The following is a 17807-nucleotide window of genomic DNA, read 5'->3' as shown; positions in this document are numbered from 1 at the left end:
TCTTTGTGCTTATTTTTCCGAATTAATTCGAATTAATATTTTCGTCTAAATAGTAAAAAATAATTTGTGAATTCGTGGCGGTTTTTCTTTTCTTATAATTTAAAGAAACCAGTCAATATTTTAATATAAAGATCGACTCCTTCTTCTATTTCATTTACAAAAATAAATTCGTCTGCTGAATGCGAACGCAATGTTTCTCCTGGTCCTAATTTTAACGACTGACAGCTTAAAACGGACTGATCTGAAAGTGTCGGCGAACCATAAGTTGTTCTTCCTAAAGCAATTCCTGCCTGAACTAAACCGTGTGCAATCGGAATAGACGAAGCATTTAAATGCATTGATCTTGGTGTTACTTCGGCATTTACGTTGGCTTTTACAACCTCCAGAATTTCCGCATTGGTATAGCGATCTGTTACGCGAATGTCAACAACTAAATCACATTCTGATGGCACTACATTGTGCTGTTTTCCCGCATTGATCTGCGTTACGGTCATTTTTACGGGACCTAAAACATCTGAGATTTTGTCGAATTTATAGTTTTTAAACCATTCCATTACCGGAATTGATTTGTATAATGCATTATCATCGTTTTGGTGCGCGGCGTGGCTTGCGGTTCCTTTTACTTTTACATCTAAAACTAAAAGTCCTTTTTCGGCTACAGCCAATTGCATTAAAGTCGGTTCGCCAACAATTGCACAATCTAATTCTGGTAAATGTTTTAAAACGCTGTTTAAACCATTTTTTCCGCTGCTTTCTTCTTCTGCCGAAGCCACAATTACAATATTATGTGATAAATTTTGGTTTTCGTAAAAATGAACGAAAGTTGCTAAAAGCGAAACTAAACATCCTCCTGCATCGTTACTTCCTAATCCGAATAGTTTTCCGTCTTTTTCGATTGCTTTAAACGGATCATTTGTATATGCTTGATTGGGTCTTACGGTATCGTGATGTGAGTTTAATAAAAGTGTTGGTTTGTTTTCGTCGAAATATTTATTGAAAGCCCACACATTATTATTTTCTCTCTTGAACGGAATTTCATTCTGATTGAACCAATTCTCTATCAAAAGAGCTGTTTGATCTTCTTCACTTGAAAATGAAGGCGTTTCAATCAAGTTTCTTAATAATTGAATGGCTTCTTTAGTAAGCGTATCTATATTTTTCATTTTAATAAGGTTCAAAGGCTCAAAGGGACAAAGCATCAAAGTTTTTAAGTGCTTTCCTAGACCATTTTTACTTGCGCAAATTTCTTAAATTAATAATTAAAAGCACTGCGCTATTTTATTTTTTTGCCACAGATTAAAAGAATTTTCACAGATTTTTTTTAATCATTTTAATCCTTTAATCTGTGGCATTAACTTTTATAACGTAATCGTTGTATGAGGAATATCTGAATTTTGAAGCATTCTGTGATGCCCAATTTTGATTTTCTGCACACCTCTTGACAAACTATTGAAGCAGTTATCCAGTTTTGGAATCATTCCCGAATGGATTACTTTTTCTTCTTTTAGTTTGTTGTATAATGTTTCGTTGATTTCGGTAATTACAGATGAATCATCTTCTGAATCCTGTAAAACGCCTTGTTTTTCAAAACAATACGTCAGCGTCACGTCAAAAACTTCTGATAGCGCAATTGATAATTCGCTTGCAATTGTATCGGCATTTGTATTTAATAATTGTCCGTTTTTGTCGTGTGTAATCGCACAGAAAACGGGAACAATTCCGGTTTCTAATAAAGTAGCCAGTAATTTAGTGTTTACTTGTTTAACATCGCCTACAAATCCGTAATCTATTGTTGGGTGATTTCTTTTTGTGGATTGAATTAAATTCCCGTCAGCTCCAGAAAAACCGATTGCATTGTTGTCTTTTGCCTGTAATTGTGCTACGACATGTTTGTTGATTTGTCCAGCGTAAATCATTACCACAACATCCAGCATTGGAGCATCTGTAATTCGGCGTCCGTCAATCATTTGCGGAACCAAACCAATACTCTGCGCCATTTTCGTAGCCGATTTTCCACCGCCGTGAACTAATACTTTATGTCCTTCAATTTTAGAAAAATCAGTTAAAAACTGCTCTAATTCTGCGGGATTGTCTATGATGTTTCCACCGATTTTTATTACTGATACCTTCATAAGGTGCTAAGGTGCTAAGATTCTAAGCTGCTAAGTTTTTTTTAGATTCTGTATACTTAGCAGCTTAGTACCTCAGAACCTTAGAAGCTTTAAAAAAAGCTATAGCTTTTTCAAAATCTTCTGTAGAACTAATTGTGCCGAATACGTTCTGTTATTCGCTTGTTCGATTACGATTGAATTTTCTCCATCCAAAACTTCGTCGCTTACAATTACGTTACGACGAACCGGAAGACAGTGCATGAATTTTCCGTTATTCGTTAAAGCCATTTTTTCTGCTGTAACGGTCCAACTTGAATCTGAATTCGTTACTTTTCCGTAATCGTTGAAATTACTCCAGTTTTTTACGTAAACAAAATCAGCATTTTCAATAGCTTTGTCTTGATCGTATTCGATTTTACAGTCTTTTGTAATTTCCGGACTTAACTCGTAACCTTCTGGGTGTGTGATTACAAAATCCATATCTTTTTGCATCTGCATCATTTCTACAAATGAATTCGCAACTGCTTGTGGAAGCGCTTTTGGATGCGGTGCCCAAGATAAAACTACTTTTTGTTTATTTTTATGTCTCGGTTTGAATTCCTCCATCGTAATTGCATCTGCTAATGACTGAAGCGGATGACGCACAGCACTTTCCATATTTACGATTGGCACTGTAGCGTATTTCAAAAATCCTGAAATCACCGTTTCTGCATAATCTTTTTCTTTATCAACCAATCCTGCGAAAGCACGAATTGCGATAATATCACAGTATTGAGAAACTACTTCTGCCGCTTCTTTAATGTGTTCTGAAGCACCAGAATTCATTACGGCTCCGTCTTCAAATTCTAAAGTCCAGCCTTCGTTCGTAAAGTTCATTACCATAACGTTCATTCCTAAGTTTAATGCCGCTTTTTGAGTACTCAAACGCGTTCTTAAACTCGGGTTGAAGAATAACATTCCTAGAGTTTTATTCTTTCCTAAACTTTGATTTTTAAGCGGATTTTTTTTGATTTTTATCGCTTGATTTACCCATTTTGATAATGAGTTGATTTCTTTTATTGAGATGTAGTTCATGTCTTTTTTGTTTAATCGGTTAATCGTTGATTTGTTTAATCGGTAAACAAATTAATCTTAACCTCTTTTTTGTTTTTTATACTTCATTTCTAATCGATTAACCGATCAACGATTAAACAATTAAACCTTTTTAAATTATTTTTGTGAAAGAAATTTCTTCTTTTAATGCTTTCAATATAAAATTATCATTTAATCCATTTACGATCCAGGTTTCAATATTGGCTGCTTTTGCAATTGCTGCAGCTTCTATTTTAGACTGCATTCCACCTGTTCCGTGTGAGGATTTTGAATCTCCGATTTCTTTTTCTAAGAGTTTTAAATCTTCAACCAATTTTATGGTTTCTGGATTTTCATTGTGAATTGATTCTTTGGTATAAATTCCGTTTGTATTGGTTGCAATTATCAGAATATCAACATTTAGCAGCACCGCCGTTAACGCCGCTAATTTATCATTGTCTCCAAATCGAATCTCATCTGTTGCCACGGTATCATTTTCGTTGATAATTGGAATGTAATTGTTTTTAACTAATACATTAATCGTATTTACAATATTCTTTTTGGTCTGCTCTTTTTCAAAATCAGAATAAGAAAGTAAACACTGCGAAGTATTTAATCCTAAATCCTTAAAGTTCTCATTGTAAATCCGCATTAAATGCGGCTGTCCGATTGAAGCTAAAGCCTGCTTTACGAAAACATCTTTATCTTGATTATCCAGTTTTACAAACTGCTTTGCCGCCGCAATGGCTCCCGAACTTACGATGATAAATTCATATTCGTCGTTTAAAGCTGCAATCTGCACTCCGAGGTCTTCAATCTTTCCCCGCGAAATATGATTGGTTTCTTTGGTTAAAGTATTACTTCCTATTTTTAATAAAATCCGTTTTTTACCCATGTTTTTTTTAAGCTACTAAGGTTCTAAGATGCTGAGATTCTAAGTTTTTTTTATAGAATTTTCTAATTATCTCAATTAGCGAATTTGTCCTTCTCCGTAAACGTACCATTTATTTGTGACCAAATGTTGTAAACCAATAGGGCCACGTTGGTGCAATTTATCCGTGCTGATTGCTAATTCGCCGCCCAAACCAAATTGTCCTCCGTCAGTAAATCTGGAAGAAGCGTTTTGGTAAACAGCTGCTGCGTCAACTGCTTCCATGAAGTCTTTGGCAACTTTATCATCTTTTGTAATAATTACTGCCGAATGTCCTCCGCAGTATTTATTGATTTTATCAATTGCATTTTCCTCAGAATCAATAGTTCCGATTACGATTTTATAATCCAGAAACTCTTCGTACCAAATATCTTCGTTTTGAAGTGTTTCGGTATCTTCAAAATTTTCAAGTGATTTATCTACAATAACTTCCACATTTTTTTCTTTTAATGCTTCAATTAAAATAGCTGTAAAACCTTCAAAATTAGGAAGTTTTGGATCAATTAAAACTTTATCAACGGCATTACAAGCCGAAATTTTGGATGTTTTAGCGTTTAAAATTACTTTTAAAGCCAAATCAGTATCGGCATCTTTATGAACGTAAACAAAATTATTCCCGCGTCCGCTTACGATTACGGGACAAGTGGCGTGCGCTTTTACAAATTCGATTAATTTTTCGCCTCCTCTCGGAACAATTAAATCTACTTTTTGCGTTGGTTTTTCTAAAAATGCCTGAGTTTCATTTCTGTTATAATTCAGATATTCAACCCAGTCTTTTGAAACTTTATTTTCTTCTAAAGCTTGATGCCAAAGACTTACGATTTTTAAATTGGATTTTAAAGACTCTTTTCCTCCTTTTAATAAAATTTTATTTCCGGATTTAAAAGCGATTCCGCCAGCTTCAATCGTTACATCGGGACGAGATTCATAAATAATTAAAATCGTTCCAAAAGCAGCGGTTTTATTGATGACTTTGATTCCATTATCGTGTGTAAAATGAAAGCGCTCTACTCCAACGGGATCTTCCTGAGATGCTAATTGATTTAATGACAAAATCATTTCATCTACTTTTTTATCATCTACTTTCAGGCGTTCTTCCATCGCAAGATCAGAACCGTCGTAATCAGCCAGATCTTCTTGATTGGTCAAAATAATCTGATTCCGCTCCTGTTCGACCAGTTTTGCCATGGTCCGCAAAACCGCATTTCGCGTTTCAATTGATAATGGTTTCATTTTTTTGGTTTAATTGGTTAATCGTTAATTCGTTTAATCGATTAACCAGTTAAACGATTAAACGAATTAACAGCTATATAAAACTTAGTTTTTAAGTTCTTCTAAACTTTCTTTTAAAGCTTTTACAAACGTATCAATATCAGCTTTTTTCACTGTCAATGGCGGTAAAATTCTCAACAGATTTTTATTGTTGGCGCTTCCTGTAAAAATGTGCTTTTCGATAATTAATTTCTTTCTTAAAGCAGCAACATCAAAATCAAACTCCACTCCAAGCATTAAGCCTTTTCCTTTAACTTGTTTGATTCCGTCAACTTCTTTGATTTTTTCTACGAAATATTCATAAACTTCATTTACATTTTTCTGTAAATCAAGCTTTTCAATTACATCTAAAACCGCAATTCCTGCTGCACAAGACAAGTGGCTTCCGCCGAAAGTCGTTCCTAATAATCCAAAACTTGCTTCGAATTTTGGCGAAATTAAAATCGCTCCAACAGGAAAACCGTTACCCATTCCTTTTGCAACCGAAATAATATCAGCATTGATTCCGTGATGCTGAAAAGCGAAGAATTTACCGCTTCTTCCATATCCAGATTGCACTTCGTCTAAAATTAAAACTACGTCGTATTTTTTACAAGCTTTTTCTAAAGCCTGAAAAAACTCGGTTGTTCCTTGATCTAAACCTCCAACTCCTTGAATTCCTTCAATAATTACCGCTGTAACATCGCCTTTTGCTAATTCAGCTTCAACTAATTCGATTTGATTTAAAGGTAAAAAAGTAACTTCTTGCTGTGCATTAATTGGTGCAACAATCTTTTTGTTATCGGTAACAGCAACTGCCGCAGAAGTTCTTCCGTGGAAAGAATTATGAAAAGCCACCACTCTTGATTTTCCATTATGGAAAGACGCTAATTTTAATGCATTTTCGTTTGCTTCAGCTCCAGAACTGCATAAAAATAATTCATAATCTTCTAAACCTGAAAGCTTTCCAAGTTTCTGTGCCAATTCAACCTGTAAAGGATTTTGAATAGCATTCGAATAAAATCCTAAATTATCGATTTGGTTTTTCAGTTTCGCCACATAATCCGGCTGTGTATGTCCGATGGAAATAACTCCATGTCCGCTGTATAAATCTAAATATTCTACTCCTTTGTCATCAATGATTGTACAATCTATTGCTTTTACTGGAGTTATGTCGTATAATGGGTAAACGTTGAATAAGTTCATGTTTTTTGTTTGTTTTGTTTCAGGTTTCATGTTTCAAGTTTATCACTGAATGTGAAAACTGAAACTTTTAAACCTGAAAACTTGTTTATGTTTCTTTTTGATATTTCAAGTCACGTGCAGAACGTGAAACCTGAAACTTTAAACTTGAAACTAAAAAATTAAAATCCGATTGGTTTCAAATGTAAACCAGTGGTTTCTTCTAATCCGAACATTAAATTCATGTTTTGAATTGCCTGGCCAGAAGCACCTTTGGTTAAGTTATCTATAATTGATGTTATGAGAACCCGGTTTCCTTTTTTCAATAAACTAATAATACATTTGTTGGTTTGTACGACTTGTTTCATATTGATATTAGTCGTTGTAACCGTTACAAAAGGCTCATTTTTATAGAATTCTTCGTATTTTGCTACTAAAGTTTCTAAACTGTCGTCTGATTTAGTATAAAGCGTTGCAAAAATCCCTCTTGGAAAATCTCCTCTGTTTGGAATAAAAAGCAATTCACTTTCAAAATCATCCTGCAGTTGCACCAGACTTTCGGTGATTTCACCTAAATGCTGATGTTCAAAAGCTTTGTAATGAGAAAAATTGTTATTTCTCCAGCTAAAGTGAGAAGTTTCAGCAAGGCCTACTCCCGCTCCTGTCGAACCCGTTGTCGCATTAATATGAACATCATTATTCAGCAATCCGTCTTTTGCTAAAGGTAATAATGCTAATTGAATAGCAGTTGCAAAACAACCCGGATTGGCAATATAATCTGCTTTTTTGATTTCGGCTTTGTTGATTTCAGGTAAACCGTAAACAAAATCTTTTCCTTCAAAATGAGCGTCTTTATTCAATCTGAAATCATTTCCTAAATCGATGATTTTTGTATGACCACCAAACTGATTTTCTTTTAAAAATGAAATTGATTTTCCGTGCCCTAAACACAAGAAAACGACATTCACATTTGGATTGATTTCATCAGTAAAGTTCATTTCAATATCGCCCATCAAATCGTGGTGCGCTACAGAAAGCGGTTTTCCGGCGTTTGTGGTACTGTAAACAAAATCGATGTTTACTTTGGGGTGATACATTAAAATTCTGATGAGTTCTCCAGCCGTGTAACCCGAACCACCAATAATTCCGACATTAATCATAGTTTTATTTTTTTTAAGATTCTGTAAAAAATCTTTGATTTTTATAAATCTGCAAGAACGAATTCAGCAGATAAAAATTTTATTGATTTAATAGTTCCTAATGTTGGCTCTAATGCAGTTTCAACATCATAACTAGCGGTATAAAAGGAGTTTGCTTCAATTTTATCATAAGGGTCGTCGTTGGGTACTCTTATGATAGGAGTTAAAATAAGTCCATCAGCGTTATATGTTATCTTATAATTTCCTTTTACAGCAACATTATTATGATTAGTAAACTTTATTTCATAACGTAGCCTAGATGTATTGTTACCAGTATCAGGTGTATATTCAAATAGTAAGACTTCATACGTGATTGCCTTTAAAGTTTCTTTTTCCTGATTAGAATCATTATCACTTGAACATGCAAAAAACATTAAGAGAAATGGGAGCAAAAAAAATATCTTTGTTTTCAAATTAGTTTTATTTGTGAATAATGTATTATAATTAATCATGGTCTAATTTGTTTACAGATGAAAAAATGTTTTGAGCATTTCCTAAAATCTTAATAAATCCTTTTGCATCTTCAGATGTCCAAGCATTGTTCATTTCGCCGTATTGACCGAAACCTGTGTTCATTAAATCATTTTCAGATTCGATTCCGTCAAGTGAGAAATGATATGGTTTTAACGAAACAGTTACTGTTCCGTTTACTGTTTTTTGAGTATCTTGAAGGAAAGTTTCGATGTTTCTCATAACAGGATCAAGAAATTGACCTTCATGAAATAACATTCCGTACCAGTTTCCTAGTTGTTCTTTCCAGTATTGCTGCCATTTACCTAAAGTATGTTTTTCTAATAAATGGTGCGCTTTGATGATAATTAAAGGCGCTGCAGCTTCAAAACCAACTCTACCTTTAATTCCGATAATCGTATCACCAACGTGAATATCTCTACCGATTGCGTAAGCGTTTGCTAATTTTTCTAAAGCTACAATATTGTTTGAAGGTTTATCCGTTTTTCCGTTCAGACCAACTAATTCACCTTGTTCGAAATGAAGCGTTACTTTCTCTTCTCCTTCTTTTTGCAATTGCGAAGGATAAGCTTCACTTGGCAATGGCTGTCCAGAAGTTAAAGTTTCTTTTCCTCCAACACTTGTTCCCCAAAGTCCTTTATTGATAGAATATTGCGCTTTTCCCCAAGAATAGTGAACTCCATTTTGAGCTAAATAATCTACTTCTTCTTGTCTTGAAAGTTTTAAATCTCTAATTGGTGTAATGATTTCAATTTCCGGAGCGATAGTCTGGAAAATCAAATCGAAACGAATTTGGTCGTTTCCTGCACCTGTACTTCCGTGTGCGATCGCGCTTGCTCCCACTTTTTTAGCATATTTTATAGCCTCAATTGCCTGAAAAACACGCTCTGCACTAACTGATAACGGATAAGTATTGTTTTTTAATACATTTCCGAAAATCAAATATTTTATTGCTTTATCATAATATTTGTCTACGATTGTAAGGTTGGCGTGTTGCGCACTTCCTAACTCGTAAGCTCTTGATTCAATAGCTGTTAATTCTTCAGCAGAAAATCCTCCTGTGTCTACAAGAACAGTATGAACTTCGTATCCTTTTTCATTTTTTAAATATTTCAAACAATACGAGGTATCTAATCCTCCGCTATAAGCTAATACTACTTTTTTCATTTTTTATAATTTAGGCTAATACTTTCGTATGTAGCAGTTTGAGATTTTTTCTAATTAATTGGTTAAACAAAAAATGCTATTATTTTATTTAAGAATAATGCTTGTTTAATTTTTTTAAGTCTGCTTAAAACAGCCTCATTAAAAGGATGTCTTGGCGGTGTTTTTTGTTTTTCTTTTGGATCGTACAACATTCCAGTACAAAGACACATTTTGTTTTCTTTGCTTTGTAAAATTGGGAAATTGGTACAGGTTTTACAGCCAGCCCAAAAACTTGGATCGGTTGTTAATTCTGAGAAAGGAACTGGCTTGTATCCTAATTCAGAGTTAATTTTCATTACCGCCAAACCAGTTGTGATTCCGAATATTTTAGCATCTGGAAATCTTTTTAAAGAATAATCAAATACTTTAGATTTTATCTTTTTAGCCAAACCGTGGCTTCTGTAATCTGGGTGTACGATTAATCCCGAGTGCGCCACGAATTTTCCGTGCTGCCAGCTTTCTATGTAGCAAAAACCTGCAAACTTTCCATCAGCCAGTGCAATCATTGCATCACCGTTTGCCATTTTTTTCTGAATATACTCAGGAGTTCTTTTAGCAATCCCCGTACCTCTTAACAAGGCAGATGATTCTATCGTATCGCAGATTTCTTGTGCGAATTTGAAGTGTTCTTCCTGGGTAACAACAATAGAGATCTTCATTTCAATAATTGAAGTTTAGCGTTAAAAATTAAAATGTGTTGCTTAGATTGAAATCCAGAATTGAATCCGATAAAAATAAGAATAAAAGAAGTAACATCTTCAAAATCAAAAACTTGATCAAGAAAATTCACAAAATTATATATAGTTTTAGGATATGTTTGTCCAATGGACAAATTGTGTGATTTCAAAATGAAAAAAGGGTATGAATAAATATACGGCTATAAAACTCAGTGGATACTATAGAGATAGTGTCCGTACTTCGGGAGAAGTAATCGGTGAGTTTGTCCGTGACAAAGAAGTTATATGTAAACTTATTTTATTCATCGATGCAAAAGTACATTATTTTTTTATTTACAAAACAAAAAATTTAAATTCTAACATTTTTTTTACGTTTTGTGAATATACGCATAAAACAAAACCCGATAATCATCTCTAACTATCGGGTTTTAAATATTTTATATTTCTAAAATTTATTTTTTTGTAAATGGAATTACTTGTCCATTATCCATAAGCGTCATATCAAAACCTGTTTTAGCTTCATTAAATTTAAATTTTAATCCTGCTCTTTTTGATTCAAATGTATCTTTTTCATTTGCAACAGGAGCTAAAGTAAATTTAGGATAATTTGGAAGCTCAGCATATAAAACACTATTTTTCTCTGTCAATTCAATTGTCAATGGAGATTTAGAAGTAACATAATTGCCTAAGTATCCGTCTAGAATAATGTCTTTTTCAATTTTTCCGCTTTCTGCTTTCCAAACATTGTTAGAGGTGTTATTATCCGGAAAAACATGATCTGGATCTAACGTGATGCTTTCAATTTCTTCTGTCGAATTGTGTTTGAAAGACCAAGAATTGTTTCTTTGCCAGATTTCTACAGGAATATTAACTCTTGTTACTTTTCCGCTTTTTGTTTTTACATCTAAAACAATTGGCATTGGCATTTTATCAAAATTTTCAACTGTAATTACAGCGCCTTTTGCTGGATCGTTTTTCACATATTTAACTGAATTAACTCCTTGGTCAAAACGCCAGTTATTTACGTACCAGCTTCTCCAAAACCAGCTTAAATCTTCTCCAGCTACATTTTCCATACTTCTAAAGAAATCATCTGGTTGTGGATGTTTGTAAGCCCAACGCTGAATATAAGTTCTAAAAGCAGTATCAAAACGCTCTTTTCCTAAAATCTGTTCTCTTAAAATGACTAAACCTGCACTTGGTTTAAAGTAACATAACATACCAATATTGGCTTCCTTCATATTATCTGGAGAACTCATAATCGTTTCAAGATCAGGTCTTGTAAACGGTTCTGCCATTTCGTGCAAATCTGTTGGCTGTTCTTTGTATTCGCCATTATTAAATGCAGCTGTACTTAATGAATTAATAAAGGTATTGAATCCTTCATCCATCCAAGCAAATAATCTTTCGTTTGAACCTACAATCATAGGAAACCAAATGTGGCCAAATTCGTGATCTGTAACTCCCCAAAGATCTTGTCCTTTAGATTTCCATCCGCAGAAAACAATTCCTGGATATTCCATTCCTCCTTCATTTCCTGCAACGTTTGTAGCCGCTGGATAAGGATATTCAAACCATTGTTTAGAATAATGTTCGATAGATGCTTTTACATATTCTGTAGAACGTCCGTAACCATCTCGCCCATCACTTTCAACAGGATAAGCAGATAATGCTAAAGATTTTTTACCGCTTGGAAGATTAATTTTTGCTCCATCTAAAATAAAAGCTGGAGATGATGCCCAAGAGAAATCACGTGCATTTTTGATTTTATAATGCCAAGTTTTTTCAGTTCCTGCAGTTGCAGTTGCAGTAGAATTCACTTCGTCTGCAGTACGAATCATAACTGTTTTATCGCTGTTAGAAGCTTCTTTATATCTTTTCAATTGCTCGGCAGAGAATACTTCCTGACCGTTTAGCAATTCACCAGAAGCCACAACGTAGTGATTTCCTGGAACAGTAAGTTTTACATCAAAATCTCCATATTCCAAATAAAACTCTGAAGCGCCTAAATATGGAGCTGTATTCCATCCTCTTACGTCATCGTACACACACATACGTGGGTACCATTGCGCAATAGTGAAGATTTTTCCGTTTTTAGTTTCCAAAACTCCCATTCTATCCGATCCTTCAAAAGGCGCGATGAAAGAGAATTCGATTTTAATCTTTACAGAACCTCCTTTTGCAGCCAACTCCTGAGGAAGGAAAATCTGCATTCTTGTATCTGTAACTATATATTTAGCCGTTGTTTCGGTCTTAGTTTTACCTCCAGAAATTACTTTTACAGATTTAATTTTATTTCCGCCATCAAAAACTTGTCCTTGAGCGCCATTACGGCTTCCTGTTAAAGGCACAAGTGCATTTCCTCTTGAGTCTTCTTTAAACAAATTCTGATCTAAATTCAACCAAAGAAATGATAATTTTTGAGGACTATTATTTGTATAGGTAATTTCGTCTGTACCTACAATTTCATTTGTAGTTCCATTTAATTTTGCCGTAATCTGATAATCGGCTCTGTTTTGCCAATACTCTACTCCCGGTTCCCCGCTAGCAGTACGTGTAGCTGTAGCGTTTTTAGTGTAGAAATGAGGCCCAAAGGCATCGTGGTAATTGTAATTGCTTACTGGATTTGTTGCTGACGGAGTTTGCTGCGCCCATACTGAAGAAATCCCAAAAAATAAAGCCGTGGTTAAAATGGCTTTCGCAGATTGCTTTTTCATATTTTTAGCTATTTATGTAGCAAATTAATGAAAAAAAAAGCTATTTGCGGAGAAATTTTAAAACATAAATTCAATTTTAGCAAAATTTTATTAATAAAATAATTTAGGCTTTTTTTCTTAAAAACTAAATTTTATAAAATATATTTACATCTCTATAAAAATTATTCATTTTATATTCAATATTGTGACTACAACTATTTCAAACTCAATACTCACAGCTTCAATCAAACATGCAGGAGCCGAATTATTTTCGATAAAAGACAATCAAAACAACGAATATATCTGGGAAGGAAATCCCGATTTTTGGGGAAAACATTCACCTGTTCTCTTTCCTATTGTGGGAACTTTAAAAAACAATGCATACAAAATCAATGAAAAAGAATATCATTTGCCACGTCATGGTTTTGCTCGTGATATGGAATTTAATCTGATTGAAAAAGCGGAAAACAAAGCTATTTTCTCTCTCAAATCTTCTGAAAAAACATTACAGAAATATCCTTTTGAATTTGAATTACAGCTTATTTATACGCTTACAGAAAACTCATTGGAACTTGAGTACAAAGTAATCAATAATGGAAAAGAAAAAATGCCTTTTTCAATTGGCGCTCATCCTGCAATTGCGCTTCCAGACGATTTTGAAAATTATGCTTTTCAATTCGAAAAAGAAGAAAATTTAAAATATTATCTTCTTGAAAATGATTTGATTTCATCTCAAACTAAAATTTTAGAAACAAAAAATAACATTGTTCCTTTAAATTATGACTTGTTTAAAAATGATGCTTTAATTTTTAAAATATTAAAATCCAAGTCATTGACTATTCTCAACAATGCAAAACCCTATGTAAAAGTGGATTATAATGATTTTCCAAGTCTAGGAATCTGGACCAAAGAGAATGCGCCATTTGTATGTATTGAACCTTGGTTGGGCTATTCTGACACTAATGAAAATACAGGTGATTTATACGAAAAAGAAGGAATTTTGACTTTGGATGAAAGCAAAGATTTCAGTGCAAAATTTAGTATTACTATATTATAAGAAACAAAATGCTAGAATTTAATTTTACTCCATTTCCTGTAATAGAAACCGAGCGTCTGATTTTGGACAGACTTAATGAAACTGATGTAAAAGAAGTTTTCGAAATGCGTTCTGATGCTGAAATCATGAAATATATTCCGCGTCCTTTGGCAAAAAATCATGAAGATGCATTGGCTCACATCAATACTATTAACGAAAATATCGACAAAAATATTGGCATAAATTGGGCGATTAGACTTAAAGGAGATCCAAAACTATTAGGAATAATTGGATTCTACAGAACACAATTTGAAAATTATAGATCAGAAATTGGGTATATGCTAAATTCTGATTCTCATGGCAAAGGGATTGTTCCAGAAGCTGTAAATGCATTGACAAATTATGGCTTCAAAGAATTAAAACTACACTCTATTGAAGCGGTAATTGACCCTGAAAATTATGCCTCTGAAAAGGTATTACAAAAATGCGGATTTGTTAAAGAAGCGCATTTAAAAGAATCAGAATTTTGGGAAGGAAAATTCCTAGACAAGGTAATCTACTCATTGCTAGAAAAGTAGCTTTTTATTCCTGTTAAAATAATCATATAAAAAATTAATTTCTATCATTATAGGCTATATTTGCGCTCAAAATCAGTAAAAAAACTGCTGCTTTTGAATTCTAAAATTTATGAAAAAAATACACGCCCTTCTAGTTCTTTTATTTTGTATTCAATTACATAGCCAGACATTTGTAAAATTTAACGGAGCTACTGCTTTACTTTTAGTTCCAAATATTGGAATAGAAACCAGTATTGGAAAAAAAACAACATTTAGTGCAGATGTAATGGTTTCTTTCTGGGAATCTTTTGATGGACATCATCCGATGAAATTTATTACCGTAACTCCAGAAATTCGATACCATTTCAAAGAAAAATACAATGGCTTTTATGCTGGAGCCCATATTGGAGCTGACAAATATGAACTGCAAAAGTGGAATTACTGGGATAGTAATAGATATGAAGATGGTTTTGGATATAGAATTGGAGCTACGGTTGGCTACAATCTTAAATTAAACGATAAATTTTTACTCGACTTTTTTGTCGGTGGCGGATGGCACCAAGGATTTTATCACGGGTATTACAATGATGGAACTCCTGGAAGATATGAAAAAGCACCAAATTATAATAAAAGCGGTGAATGGCTTCCGTATCGTGGAGGAGTTATGATTTCTTACAAATTATAAATCAGCTCAACTTAGGAAGTATTTTAATATAGAGGTTTTCCACTTTTTTACGAGCCCAATCTGTTTTTCTTAAAAAAGTGAGACTTGATTTTACGCTAGGATTCGAAGTAAAGCATTTAATAGGGATTAACTCTCCTAGAGTATCAAATCCATAATAATCGACTAACGTTTCGACAATTTTTTGAAGTGTAATTCCATGTAATGGATCTTTTTGGTTTTGCATCTTAAACTTTTTAAATAATATCAAAAGACCGTACTTCTATAAGTACGGTCTTTTTTTTGTAAAATTACTAAAATAGAATTTTACGTTAATCAAATAAAGAATAAATTTAAAATATGATTTTTTGTCGGGACAAACTTATGAGTAAGCTTTTTCCTTAAAAATGATTAAAATCATATATTGAAAAAAAACTTTAATTATCTTTAACTACTACATTTTTTTTCAATTTTGTTTACATTTGCAATTATGATAAAATCAGTTAATATACTTAACAAAAGAGCCAGATTCGATTACGAAATAATCGATACATATACTGCTGGAATTGTTTTGGCGGGAACAGAAATAAAGTCAATACGTTTAGGAAAAGCCAATATTACAGAGAGCTTTTGTGAATTCAGCGGCATGGAACTTTTTGCTATTAATACCTATATAGAAGAATATTCTTTTGGAAATCAATTCAATCATAAATCGCGAAGCGAAAGAAAATTGCTTTTAAATAAAAAAGAACTAAAAACACTTCATAAAAGTGTTCAAGCAAAAGGACTTACTATTATTCCTTTGAAATTGTTCACAAATGAGAAAGGATTAGCCAAATTACAGATTGGTCTTTGCAAAGGAAAGAAAAACTATGACAAACGTGAATCTCTAAAAGAGCAAGACACAAAACGTGATTTGGATCGTATTAAAAAAGCTTATAATTAAAAACAAATTAATTCTCTCTTAATTACGTATTTATAATATTTTATTGTTATTTTTATTACAAATAATTCAACTGTAAAATATGAAAAAGTACTTAGTTTTGTTTTTCGCTATTGCAGCGTTTTCAAGTTGTGGCAGTAATACATCTATTGTAAATAGCTGGAGAGATCCTGATGTAACGATCACTCAAGAACAATTTAAAAAAGTTTTGGTTGTAGCTTTGGTTAAAGACGAAGCTTCGAGACGAATTGCCGAAAATAGAATTGCAGCGAGTAATCCAGTATTTAAAACTTCCTACCAGTACTTAAACGCCGCTTCACAATTATCGAAAGAAGAAAAACTAAAGGTTTTACAAGACGAAAATTTTGACGGAGTTGTCAGCATGCGTTTAGTAAGTAAAGAAAAAGAAACCACCTATGTTCCCGGAACTTATACCGGAATGTATTATGGAGGTTTCGACGGATTGTATACGGGAATGTACGGCTACGGTTTTGGAAACTGGTACGGAATGTATTCTCCAAACTTCTATGATCCTGGATATTATCAGGAAACAACTTCTTATATGGTCGAAACCAATGTATTTTCATTAAAACAAAACAAATTAATATGGACAGGAACGACCGAATCACAATATGTTACTGATTTAGGACAAACTGTTGATGCTATAATGCAAGCTGTTGTAAAAGAAATGAGAAAAGACGGTTCGCTTCCTCCAAAATAAAAATTAGAAAGCAGTATTTTAAAATGCTGCTTTTCTTTTATTTAAGAAAATGACTAATTTTGTCAAGACTTAATTTTTCATCAAATGAAATCGCTTTTAAAAAACGCTAGAGAACAAAAAGGTTTTAAAACGCGTGAATTGGCTCAACTTGCCAATATCGACCAGGCATTGATCAGTAAATTTGAATCGGGGACTAGAAAACCAACTAAAGATCAAATTATAAAACTGGCTCAACTTTTAGAAATTGATTATGAAACGTTGATGATTGCTTGGCTTAAGGAGAAAATTATTTATGAAATTGGTGACGAAGAATTTGCTTTGAAGGCTTTACTTCTTGCTGAACAAGAAATTCAGAAAAATAAAAAGGAAATCGATTCAGCAATACTATCTTCTAATCAGAACATTTTAGACAAAATAGAGAAACTGAAAAATCAATTTCAATCTTTTAATCATTTTCAGCTGCGTCAAATTTCCAAAACATTAGAATTGGATTTTATCTTTAGAAGCATTCATTTAAACTGTAACTCTCTAACTTTAGAAGAAACTAAATCAGTTATTAATGATGGTATTACCGTTTCAGGAAAAAGTATGCGAGAACATCTCGAAGCAATTAATTTTCAAGAAATTTCAGCATACATAAAAGATTTAAGTCAAAAGAAGGCAGGTTTAAGCGAAAAAGAACTTCTATCGCTTCATAATTTAATTTTCAAAGGAATTCAATCTGAAAATATAGGGAAATACAAAAATGATCCGCTGATTTTACGCGAGATGAATTTACTTTTTAATTGGTATGAAACACACAAAAATAATCTCAACCCAATAATTCTAGCTTCTGAAATATATTTAAAAATACTTGACATCAACCCTTTCGAAAAGGGAAATCTTCAAATTGCAAACATAATAATGAATTGGATCTTACTTCAAAATAATTATGTTTACGCATTAGTTCCGACGGATAAAAATAATGACATAGAATATTTTTCTGCTTTAGACATATATAAAATCAAAAACGACAAATCTGTTTTTATCAATTATATGTTCAAAATCCAAAAAGAAAACCTTAAAAATGCAATAGACTTAACTACAAAATAAAA

General features: G+C 33.0%; 18 protein-coding genes. 6 read left to right on the top strand and 12 right to left on the bottom strand.

The annotated features are described in order from the left end of the window. Nucleotides 1-92 precede the first annotated feature (92 nt). The 11 genes from EG814_RS16085 to EG814_RS16035 form a co-directional block, all read right to left on the bottom strand. A complete protein-coding gene (locus EG814_RS16085) occupies nucleotides 93-1163 on the bottom strand; it encodes a M20 family metallo-hydrolase (protein WP_125722920.1) in 1071 nt (356 codons plus the stop codon). Nucleotides 1164-1358: 195 nt separating this feature from the next. Continuing rightward, complete coding sequence (gene argB, locus EG814_RS16080) at nucleotides 1359-2132, bottom strand: acetylglutamate kinase (RefSeq protein ID WP_125722919.1); 774 nt, start codon at nucleotides 2130-2132, stop codon at nucleotides 1359-1361. 99 nt (nucleotides 2133-2231) lie between these two features. Next, on the bottom strand, nucleotides 2232-3185 hold the full coding sequence (locus tag EG814_RS16075) for an N-acetylornithine carbamoyltransferase (RefSeq protein WP_125722918.1): 954 nt from the start codon (nucleotides 3183-3185) through the stop codon (nucleotides 2232-2234). 130 nt (nucleotides 3186-3315) lie between these two features. After that, nucleotides 3316-4077, bottom strand: coding sequence for a glutamate 5-kinase (proB, locus tag EG814_RS16070; RefSeq protein WP_125722917.1), 762 nt, complete (start codon nucleotides 4075-4077; stop codon nucleotides 3316-3318). A gap of 75 nt (nucleotides 4078-4152) precedes the next feature. Further along, a complete protein-coding gene (locus tag EG814_RS16065; protein WP_125722916.1) occupies nucleotides 4153-5346 on the bottom strand; it encodes a glutamate-5-semialdehyde dehydrogenase in 1194 nt (397 codons plus the stop codon). Between the two features lie 84 nt (nucleotides 5347-5430). Continuing rightward, nucleotides 5431-6570, bottom strand: coding sequence for an aspartate aminotransferase family protein (locus tag EG814_RS16060; RefSeq protein ID WP_125722915.1), 1140 nt, complete (start codon nucleotides 6568-6570; stop codon nucleotides 5431-5433). A gap of 158 nt (nucleotides 6571-6728) precedes the next feature. After that, on the bottom strand, nucleotides 6729-7706 hold the full coding sequence (gene argC / locus EG814_RS16055) for an N-acetyl-gamma-glutamyl-phosphate reductase (RefSeq protein WP_125722914.1): 978 nt from the start codon (nucleotides 7704-7706) through the stop codon (nucleotides 6729-6731). A 41-nt stretch (nucleotides 7707-7747) separates the two neighbouring features. Then, a complete protein-coding gene (locus EG814_RS16050) occupies nucleotides 7748-8158 on the bottom strand; it encodes a hypothetical protein (protein WP_125722913.1) in 411 nt (136 codons plus the stop codon). 31 nt (nucleotides 8159-8189) lie between these two features. Further along, on the bottom strand, nucleotides 8190-9383 hold the full coding sequence (locus EG814_RS16045; protein WP_125722912.1) for an argininosuccinate synthase: 1194 nt from the start codon (nucleotides 9381-9383) through the stop codon (nucleotides 8190-8192). 62 nt (nucleotides 9384-9445) lie between these two features. Next, nucleotides 9446-10081, bottom strand: a complete 636-nt coding sequence (locus tag EG814_RS16040) for a GNAT family N-acetyltransferase (protein WP_125722911.1) — start codon at nucleotides 10079-10081, stop codon at nucleotides 9446-9448. A gap of 470 nt (nucleotides 10082-10551) precedes the next feature. After that, the gene (locus EG814_RS16035; RefSeq protein WP_125722910.1) at nucleotides 10552-12816 is read right to left on the bottom strand and encodes a M1 family metallopeptidase; all 2265 of its coding nucleotides are present in this window, start codon (nucleotides 12814-12816) and stop codon (nucleotides 10552-10554) included. A gap of 184 nt (nucleotides 12817-13000) precedes the next feature. Between EG814_RS16035 and EG814_RS16030 the strand changes: the two genes are divergently transcribed. From EG814_RS16030 to EG814_RS16020, 3 genes are all read left to right on the top strand, one after another. After that, complete coding sequence (locus EG814_RS16030; RefSeq protein WP_125722909.1) at nucleotides 13001-13852, top strand: aldose 1-epimerase family protein; 852 nt, start codon at nucleotides 13001-13003, stop codon at nucleotides 13850-13852. Between the two features lie 8 nt (nucleotides 13853-13860). After that, a complete protein-coding gene (locus EG814_RS16025; protein ID WP_125722908.1) occupies nucleotides 13861-14409 on the top strand; it encodes a GNAT family N-acetyltransferase in 549 nt (182 codons plus the stop codon). A 109-nt stretch (nucleotides 14410-14518) separates the two neighbouring features. Then, nucleotides 14519-15073, top strand: a complete 555-nt coding sequence (locus EG814_RS16020; RefSeq protein WP_125722907.1) for a DUF3575 domain-containing protein — start codon at nucleotides 14519-14521, stop codon at nucleotides 15071-15073. Between the two features lies 1 nt (nucleotide 15074). On the opposite strand, the gene EG814_RS16015 is transcribed toward EG814_RS16020, so the two are convergent. After that, nucleotides 15075-15296: a VF530 family protein gene (locus EG814_RS16015; protein ID WP_125722906.1), complete on the bottom strand. Its 222-nt coding sequence runs from the start codon at nucleotides 15294-15296 to the stop codon at nucleotides 15075-15077. 243 nt (nucleotides 15297-15539) lie between these two features. Between EG814_RS16015 and smpB the strand changes: the two genes are divergently transcribed. The 3 genes from smpB (at nucleotide 15540) to EG814_RS16000 (ending at nucleotide 17805) form a co-directional block, all read left to right on the top strand. Then, nucleotides 15540-15995 carry an SsrA-binding protein SmpB gene (gene smpB / locus EG814_RS16010; RefSeq protein ID WP_095927676.1) on the top strand — a complete coding sequence of 152 codons (456 nt, stop codon included), beginning with the start codon at nucleotides 15540-15542 and terminating at the stop codon, nucleotides 15993-15995. A 79-nt stretch (nucleotides 15996-16074) separates the two neighbouring features. Next, nucleotides 16075-16713, top strand: a complete 639-nt coding sequence (locus tag EG814_RS16005; RefSeq protein ID WP_125722905.1) for a hypothetical protein — start codon at nucleotides 16075-16077, stop codon at nucleotides 16711-16713. An 84-nt stretch (nucleotides 16714-16797) separates the two neighbouring features. Then, entirely contained in the window at nucleotides 16798-17805 is a 1008-nt protein-coding gene (locus EG814_RS16000) for a helix-turn-helix domain-containing protein (RefSeq protein WP_125722904.1), read from the top strand. Nucleotides 17806-17807: the final 2 nt, after the last annotated feature.

Source organism: Flavobacterium ustbae (assembly GCF_003946915.1).
In the GTDB taxonomy this organism is placed as follows: Bacteria; Bacteroidota; Bacteroidia; order Flavobacteriales; family Flavobacteriaceae; genus Flavobacterium; species Flavobacterium ustbae.
This window is presented reverse-complemented; position numbering and strand designations above follow the sequence as displayed.

What these genes read in the sequence shown, in the direction of transcription:
- EG814_RS16085 (WP_125722920.1), bottom strand. Translation starts at nt 1,163, where the DNA reads ATGAAAAATATAGATACGCTTACTAAAGAAGCCATTCAATTATTAAGA.
- argB (WP_125722919.1), bottom strand. Translation starts at nt 2,132, where the DNA reads ATGAAGGTATCAGTAATAAAAATCGGTGGAAACATCATAGACAATCCC.
- EG814_RS16075 (WP_125722918.1), bottom strand. Translation starts at nt 3,185, where the DNA reads ATGAACTACATCTCAATAAAAGAAATCAACTCATTATCAAAATGGGTA.
- proB (WP_125722917.1), bottom strand. Translation starts at nt 4,077, where the DNA reads ATGGGTAAAAAACGGATTTTATTAAAAATAGGAAGTAATACTTTAACC.
- EG814_RS16065 (WP_125722916.1), bottom strand. Translation starts at nt 5,346, where the DNA reads ATGAAACCATTATCAATTGAAACGCGAAATGCGGTTTTGCGGACCATG.
- EG814_RS16060 (WP_125722915.1), bottom strand. Translation starts at nt 6,570, where the DNA reads ATGAACTTATTCAACGTTTACCCATTATACGACATAACTCCAGTAAAA.
- argC (WP_125722914.1), bottom strand. Translation starts at nt 7,706, where the DNA reads ATGATTAATGTCGGAATTATTGGTGGTTCGGGTTACACGGCTGGAGAA.
- EG814_RS16045 (WP_125722912.1), bottom strand. Translation starts at nt 9,383, where the DNA reads ATGAAAAAAGTAGTATTAGCTTATAGCGGAGGATTAGATACCTCGTAT.
- EG814_RS16040 (WP_125722911.1), bottom strand. Translation starts at nt 10,081, where the DNA reads ATGAAGATCTCTATTGTTGTTACCCAGGAAGAACACTTCAAATTCGCA.
- EG814_RS16035 (WP_125722910.1), bottom strand. Translation starts at nt 12,816, where the DNA reads ATGAAAAAGCAATCTGCGAAAGCCATTTTAACCACGGCTTTATTTTTT.
- EG814_RS16025 (WP_125722908.1), top strand. Translation starts at nt 13,861, where the DNA reads ATGCTAGAATTTAATTTTACTCCATTTCCTGTAATAGAAACCGAGCGT.
- EG814_RS16020 (WP_125722907.1), top strand. Translation starts at nt 14,519, where the DNA reads ATGAAAAAAATACACGCCCTTCTAGTTCTTTTATTTTGTATTCAATTA.
- EG814_RS16015 (WP_125722906.1), bottom strand. Translation starts at nt 15,296, where the DNA reads ATGCAAAACCAAAAAGATCCATTACATGGAATTACACTTCAAAAAATT.
- smpB (WP_095927676.1), top strand. Translation starts at nt 15,540, where the DNA reads ATGATAAAATCAGTTAATATACTTAACAAAAGAGCCAGATTCGATTAC.
- EG814_RS16005 (WP_125722905.1), top strand. Translation starts at nt 16,075, where the DNA reads ATGAAAAAGTACTTAGTTTTGTTTTTCGCTATTGCAGCGTTTTCAAGT.
- EG814_RS16000 (WP_125722904.1), top strand. Translation starts at nt 16,798, where the DNA reads ATGAAATCGCTTTTAAAAAACGCTAGAGAACAAAAAGGTTTTAAAACG.